Annotated in this window: 6 protein-coding genes and 1 pseudogene; 6 read left to right on the top strand and 1 reads right to left on the bottom strand. The window is 70.3% G+C overall.

Annotation, left to right across the window (positions count from 1 at the left end; genetic code table 11):
- Window positions 1-217: 217 nt before the first annotated feature.
- The 6 genes and pseudogenes from OG594_RS46695 to OG594_RS46670 all read left to right on the top strand — a co-directional run bounded on the left by OG594_RS46695 (window position 218) and on the right by OG594_RS46670 (window position 4911).
- Window positions 218-430 carry a hypothetical protein gene (locus OG594_RS46695; RefSeq protein WP_266602473.1) on the top strand — a complete coding sequence of 71 codons (213 nt, stop codon included), beginning with the start codon at window positions 218-220 and terminating at the stop codon, window positions 428-430.
- Window positions 431-788: 358 nt separating this feature from the next.
- Window positions 789-929: a hypothetical protein gene (locus OG594_RS46690; RefSeq protein WP_266602475.1), complete on the top strand. Its 141-nt coding sequence runs from the start codon at window positions 789-791 to the stop codon at window positions 927-929.
- A 148-nt stretch (window positions 930-1077) separates the two neighbouring features.
- Window positions 1078-1338 (top strand): hypothetical protein, encoded by a 261-nt coding sequence (locus OG594_RS46685; protein ID WP_266602477.1) that lies wholly within the window; start codon window positions 1078-1080, stop codon window positions 1336-1338.
- Window positions 1338-2993 carry a hypothetical protein gene (locus OG594_RS46680; RefSeq protein ID WP_266602479.1) on the top strand — a complete coding sequence of 552 codons (1656 nt, stop codon included), beginning with the start codon at window positions 1338-1340 and terminating at the stop codon, window positions 2991-2993. Before OG594_RS46685 ends, OG594_RS46680 begins: the two co-directional genes overlap by 1 nt.
- A 591-nt stretch (window positions 2994-3584) precedes the next feature.
- Window positions 3585-4001, top strand: coding sequence for an SRPBCC domain-containing protein (locus OG594_RS46675; RefSeq protein ID WP_266602481.1), 417 nt, complete (start codon window positions 3585-3587; stop codon window positions 3999-4001).
- Between the two features lie 80 nt (window positions 4002-4081).
- Window positions 4082-4911 (top strand): annotated as a pseudogene (locus OG594_RS46670) (IS5 family transposase).
- A 138-nt stretch (window positions 4912-5049) separates the two neighbouring features.
- Here OG594_RS46670 and OG594_RS46665 read toward each other — a convergent pair.
- Window positions 5050-6258: an IS701 family transposase gene (locus tag OG594_RS46665; RefSeq protein WP_266602145.1), complete on the bottom strand. Its 1209-nt coding sequence runs from the start codon at window positions 6256-6258 to the stop codon at window positions 5050-5052.
- Between the last annotated feature and the right edge of the window lie 197 nt (window positions 6259-6455).

Raw genomic sequence — 6455 nt, 5'->3', positions numbered from 1 at the left:
ATCGCGAGGCGTCGCGTTTGACTGCTCTTGACCGCTGGGATCCGCTCTTTCTGGGACGGATGTGGCACGGGCTTTCATCCGCTCTGACGGGTCGCGTTACCGACCCCGCACCCGACAACACTGTCACCCAGATGGCCCAACATAACGTGCCACCCACATGGGTGAAGATCAAGCTGGCTAGTGCCCCAACCGAGGCAATCTGTGAAAGGCGAACCAAATGCGCATTCGACGAATCCTCGCCGCGGTCTTCGCCACGGCAGCCCTCGCCGGACTCGGCCTCACAGGCGCCGCCACCGCCGCCACCGCCACCGCCATCGCCGGGAGCGTCACCCCGGGTGAGTGCACGGACAACGGCGGAACGATCGACCGGTCGACGCCCGTGCTCCCGACCTGCAGGGGCGGTATGTACGACGGGCAGACGGTCGACTAAACCCCACTAGGGCCCGTTGCGAAAGTGGATCGGCGCCCCGCAGCCACGCGTTGCGGGGCGCCTCCCTCGCGAGCGTTCTCCCTCGGCTGACGGCTCAACGTACCTGGGAGGCGTGACGATCGCACACGGGCCCGATGAGGTCGGCGGGAGCGGCTTTGGGCTGGAGCTGCCATGGGGCGAGAGATAGGGGCCCGTACGCTGGTCGCGAATCGGGCAGTCTCTAGGGCAGCACCCTGTCCGGCCACACCCGGGACCACCTCGACGCAGTCGCTGCCGAACTCAACAGCCGCCCACGCAAGACGCTCGGCTGGGAAACCCCAGCCGAGCACCTGTCTAAACTGCTCGCCACCACACATCGGTGATCACTGCACTGTTGCAACGACCTCTGGAATTCGCCCATTCGCCGGGCCCTGAGGACGGCTTTTCCGGGAGCGATTTCCGGTGGGTGTCGCAGAACCTGGTGGCGCTGGTGGCGGGGTGCGGCGCCGTGAGCGGCTGACGTCCGAACCCCGCGGACGGCGGGTGAATCTGTCGTTCAACGAGACGGAGCTGGAGGTCGTGCGGCTGGCAGCCGGCCGGGAGGGGATGTCGCCCGCGTCGTGGGCGGGACGGCAGGTGATGGCAGTCGCACAAGACAAGAGGTCCTGGTGCCGGTGTCCCAGGACGCGGGGGACGTCCTGCGCGAGCTGGTCGCGGCCCGGGTGCACCTGCACGAGACCGTCACCGCGCTGCGCGCCCTGACCACGGCGGCCCCGCCCGGTGCCGGGGTTCCGGATCCGGCCGTGGGCATACCGGGTGCTGGTCTCCCTGACGCGGCTGTGCGGGTGTTGGAGGAGGCGCTGGGGGCGGTGGCCCGGGTGAATGCGGCCACGGCCCAGGTGATGCGGGAGAGGCGCCCCCGCTCGTGATGCCGAAGAAAGCTGCGGGCGGGTCGACGACCGCCGAGCTCCTGGACTACCTCTTCGGCCCCGGGCAGCGCGACGAACACACCGACCTGCACCTCGTCGCCGGCTGGGATCCGGACCTGCCGTGCCCGGCCCGCCACCCGGAACGCATCACGCGCGCGGACCTGGCACTGCTCCTGGACGCCCCCGTCGAAGCGCTGCGCGGCGTACGGCCGGCGGAACACGTGTGGCATGTCTCGGTCCGCAACCACCCCGACGACCCCATCCTGTTCGACGACCAGTGGGCACAGGTCGCCGCCGCCATGGTGCACGCCGCCGGGGCCGCCGAACACGGCGACGAACACGCCTGCCGGTGGATCGCCGTACGCCACGCCACCGACCACATCCACATCCTCGCCACCCTCGCTCGACAGGACGGCCGCCACCCCCGGCTGCGCGGCGACATCCTCGCCATGCACACCGCCGCCCGCGTCTTCGAAGCCCGCTGGGGCCTGACCCCGATGTCACCCCTGGACCGCACCGCGCGCCGCAGCCCGGTCACCGGGGAGACGGCGAAGGCGGCCCGCCGCGGCCTCGCCGAGACCGCCCGGGAGTCCCCGCAGCGCACCGTCCGCAGCGCGGCCGCGCTCGCGCAGGGCGACACCGATTTCCTCGACCGGCTCCGCGACGCGGGCCTGCCCGTACGCGAGCGCCACGGCGACGACGGCACCCTCGTCGGGTACTCGGTGGCCCTGCCCGGCGACCGCGCGGACCGAGGGTCCCGTCCGGTGTGGTTCGCCGACTCGACCCTCGCCTACGACCTGTCCCTGCCCCGGGTCCGCGAGCGCTTCACCCCGCACGTCACCCCCGCGGACTGGGCGCTGGCCGAGCACCGGATCCGGGAGGCCTCCGCACTCCTGGGCCGCGCCGGACAAGCCTCCAGCGCGGGTGATGTCGCCGCCCTCGGCGACCTCCTAGCCGTCGCCGCCGCACACTCCCCGGCGCTCGTCCGCGACCGCGTCCGGGCGGCCGCCGATGCTTTCGAGCAAGCCGCCCGCGCCCCCGGAGCCCGCTCCCTGGAAGGCCGCGCCCGCGCCGGATGGCGGGCCTCCACCCGCGCGTTGGAGCACGCACCGAGCGGCGCTCGCTCAATCCCTCGCCCCCCTCCTCGATCATCAAGCCAGGGGAACGAAGCAGCGTGCGTGGTCTGTCGGTGGATTGGACGGCGGGTGTGTACTGGAGGTCTGCCGCGTCGAGGGGGAAGCGTGCCGAGTACGCCGAATCCTGGTGCACCCGAGCCGGAGCGCCAGGATCAGGAGTGGCTGAGTAGCAGGAAGGTCGCGAAGCTGTGGCCGGTGCGTGAAGTGTGGCTGCCGGACGCTGCTCGTCGGGCGGATGTCCGCGTCCGCACGTCGAGCGGGCAGAGCCTGGGCACGTGGGGGTCAGGCCCGACCTCCTACTACTTTCATGCCGGGGACGTGGGCAGGGCCACACTGGAGTTCGCCGAAGGACGCATCGACATCCCGTCAGGCTGGCGCACCGACACGGCCATCGGCCGACTGCGGGAGTTTTGGTTCAAGGCGCTGGTCTATGGTGCCGCCACGGTCGCTGTTGGTGCCGTCGTGGCCGCGGTCCTGGGATTCCTGGCCTTCGTCGTATTCGCCCTGGCAGTCGAGTAACTGTCGGAAACCCCACCGCCCGACAGTCCCGCCTCCAGGCAGGCAGGACGGCGTCCGCGGCCTGGTGCGGGTAGCAGCCCTGTCCCGGCGGGTCGGCCTGTCCGGGAGGCCGGCCGGCCCGGCGCGCGGTTCCGGAGGCGGGCGCCGGGGACTTCCCCCGCCAGGGCGAGGGCAGCGGCGGGATCGTGCCGGCCCGCCACTGCCCTGAGCATGCTGCAGCCGGGGCCGGTGAGGGGGGTGGATACAGGTGTTGCGTCCGGGGCCGCCGTCGAGGTGTTGCCGTCGTCGCCGAACTGGGTGTCTTTGCCCTTCTTTCAGGCGGCTGCCGGCCTGCCGGATCCGGCTGTGAGCGCCCCCGACGCCGGTATGCCGGATGCGGTCGTGCCGGTGGTGGAGGAGGCGTTGGGGCGGCACCGCACCGTCCAGGTCTTGACCGACTGAACTGGCCCACCTGTGAACCCAGGGTCAGCTACGAGCAGTGCTGCGCGTACCTGCGACAGGGTGGGTCCGGGCTTCTACCATGGAGGGGTCCGCTGTTGCTGCCGCATGTCAGGGGGCGTGATGACTCAGGATGGTGCGCTCAGGCTCCGTATGGTGCGGACGTTCCCGGCAGCGCCCGGGGTGGTGTTCCAGGCCCTGACCGATCCCGTGGAGCTGGCGAAATGGTGGGGGCCGGACGGGTTCGGCATTCCCCGGGTGGAAAGCGATCTGCGGCCCGGTGGGGTCTATCGGATCGAGATGCAGCCGCCCGAAGGGGATTCCTTCTTCCTCACCGGCGAATTCCTGGAAGTGGAGCCGCCCGCCCTGCTGTCGTACACCTTCTGCTGGGAAGACCCTGACCCCGATGACCGGGAGACGATCGTGATCCTGGAGCTGCACGACGACGGCACGGGCTCGACCCGGCTCGTCTTCGTGCAGGGCGGCTTCGCCACCGCGGGGCGGCTCGCCCTGCACGACGAGGGCTGGTCCCAGGGCTTCGACAAGCTTGAGGGGCTGTTGAGGGCCTGAGGGGCTGGGGCGGGCTGAGCAGCCTGAGGGGCTAGGGTCTGTCGTCAAAGTGATCTTGCATTGTGGATCATGGTTGGGTGATACGTCGCCATGAACTGTCGGACGCCGAGTGGGAACTGGTGCAGCCGTTGCTGCCTCGGCCTGTGCTGGGGCGGCCGCGGCTGGACGACCGGACGATCCTGAACGGGATCGTGTGGAAGTTCCGGACCGGGGTCGCCTGGCGGGACGTGCCTGACCGGTACGGGTCGTGGGCCAGCCTCCACACCCGTTTCCGCAGGTGGGCAGCTGACGGAACCTTCGATCGGATGCTCCAGGCCGCGCAGGCGCAAGCAGACGCGGCAGGCGACATCGAGTGGCTGGTCTCGGTGGACTCCACCGTTGTCCGTGCCCACCAGCACGCGGCCGGGGCCCGAAAAGGGGGCTCCGCAGCCCGGCCCTCGGCCGGTCCCGCGGCGGACTGACCAGCAAGATCCACCTGGCCTGCGACGGCACGGGCAGACCCCTCGCGTTCGTCCTGACCGGTGGGAACACGAACGACTGCACCCAGTTCACCGCCGTGATGGACGCGATACGAGTGCCCCGGACCGGACCGGGCCGACCGCGCATCCGGCCCGACCACGTCATCGGCGACAAGGGCTACAGCTCGAAGGCCATCCGTACTTGGCTGCGGCGCCGCGGCATCACGCACACGATCCCGGAACGGTCCGATCAGGTCCGCAACCGTGCGCGGCGCGGCAGCCGGGGCGGCCGGCCGCCGGCCTTCGACAAGCAGGTCTACAAGCACCGCAACGTGGTGGAACGGTGCTTCAACCGACTCAAGCAATGGCGCGGCATCGCGACCAGATACGACAAGACCGCCCAGGCCTACCAAGCAGCCGTCACCCTCGCCTCGCTCCTGATGTGGGCGTGACACTTTGACGACAACTCCTAGTAGTGCTTTGTTAGCTGGTGTCGTAGGGCTGTCGGGGGACGGTTTGTTGGCAGGTGGGGCAGGTGCCGGTCCAGGTGGCGATGAGGTGTTGGAGGAGGTCCAGGGCCTGGTAGAGGGTCAGGCCCTGGCAGGGGCTTTTGGGGTCCTCCGCTGTTCGGTCAGGAACAGATGGGCTGCGGTCACGAGGGTGACGTGCCGGTGCCAACCGACGAAGGATCGGCCCTCGAAGTGGTCCAGGCCCAGGCAGGTTTTCAGCTCGCGGTAGTCGTGCTCGATCCGCCAGCGGGACTTCGCCAGGCGGACCAGGTCCTTGGCGGGAATGTCGTCGGGCAGGTTCGAGACCCAGTACCTCACCGGCTCGGCCTCGTCCTCGGGCCACTGGGCGATCAGCCAGCTGAGCGGGATCGTGCCGTCGGCGGCGGGTTTGGGCCGTCGGCCGGCGAGGCGGACCCGCAGGAGCACGAAGTGCGAGCTCATCGCCGCCTTGGAGCCCTTGCGCCAGGTCAGGGTCCCTCCCCGGTCTCGGCCCGCGGCCATCACGTGTTCGCGTAAGGAGACCGGGCGGGTGCGGTAGCGCGGCAGCGGGCGCGGCCCGAGCCCGCTATAGGCGGGCTGGTGCGGTTCGGCGTCCTTGCCGTGGGCGGTCATCTCGCTCTTGACCTGCAGCACGTAGGCCAGACCCCGGTCCTCCAGGCCGTGGCGGAAATCGGCGTTCGCGCCGTAACCGGTGTCCGCGACCAGCGCGGCGGGCCGCAGACCAGCGCCGGCCAGTTCGTCAAGCATCTCCAGCGCGAGCTCCCACTTCGGGCGGTGGTGCTCGGTATCGGGGATCCGGCAGGCCTTGCGCCGCCCGGCCGCCTCGGCCCTGTCCCAGCTCTCGGGCAGGAACAGCCGCCAGGACAGTGGGCACGAGGCTATGTCGGAAGCGGCGTGGACACTGACACCGATCTGGCAGTTGCCGACCTTGCCCAACGTGCCCGAGTACTGTCGCGCCACCCCGGGTGATGCGGTGCCGTCCTTGGGGAAACCGGTGTCGTCCACCACCCACACCTCGGGCCGCACCGCCCGTACCGCCCGCCATGCCAGCCGAGCCCGCACGTCCTCGACCGGCCAGGTCGAGGACGTCATGAACTGCTGCAACCGCTGATGGTCCACCCCGAGACGCTCGGCCATCGGCTGCATCGACTTGCGTCGGCCGTCCAACAGCAGGCCCCGCAGATACAACTGGCCCTTCTCCAGCCAGTCCCGCCGCACCAACGGCGCGAACACTTCGGAGGCGAACTCCTCCAACCGGCCCCGCACCGCAGCAAGCTCCCCAGCCCTCATACAACCAGCGAACTACCGAACACCCGACGTGACAAGACCCAGTAACAAAGCACTACTAGGGCCTGAGCGGCTAGGCGGGCCCGGCGGGATCCGAAAGAGGCGCCCTAGCGGCACCGACTGAACCAACGGCCAGGGACCGGCCCCGCACTGCGGGGCCGGTCCCTGGCCGTGTCGCGCCGTTCCACACCGGAGCCCCG

Origin of the sequence: Streptomyces sp. NBC_01214 (assembly GCF_026340975.1) — a bacterium.
In the GTDB taxonomy this organism is placed as follows: domain Bacteria; phylum Actinomycetota; class Actinomycetes; order Streptomycetales; family Streptomycetaceae; genus Streptomyces.
Note: the sequence above shows the minus strand (reverse complement) of the source record. Positions and strands in the feature narration are given on the sequence as shown.

What these genes read in the sequence shown, in the direction of transcription:
- OG594_RS46680 (WP_266602479.1), top strand. Translation starts at nt 1,338, where the DNA reads ATGCCGAAGAAAGCTGCGGGCGGGTCGACGACCGCCGAGCTCCTGGAC.
- OG594_RS46665 (WP_266602145.1), bottom strand. Translation starts at nt 6,258, where the DNA reads ATGAGGGCTGGGGAGCTTGCTGCGGTGCGGGGCCGGTTGGAGGAGTTC.
- OG594_RS46695 (WP_266602473.1), top strand. Translation starts at nt 218, where the DNA reads ATGCGCATTCGACGAATCCTCGCCGCGGTCTTCGCCACGGCAGCCCTC.
- OG594_RS46675 (WP_266602481.1), top strand. Translation starts at nt 3,585, where the DNA reads ATGGTGCGGACGTTCCCGGCAGCGCCCGGGGTGGTGTTCCAGGCCCTG.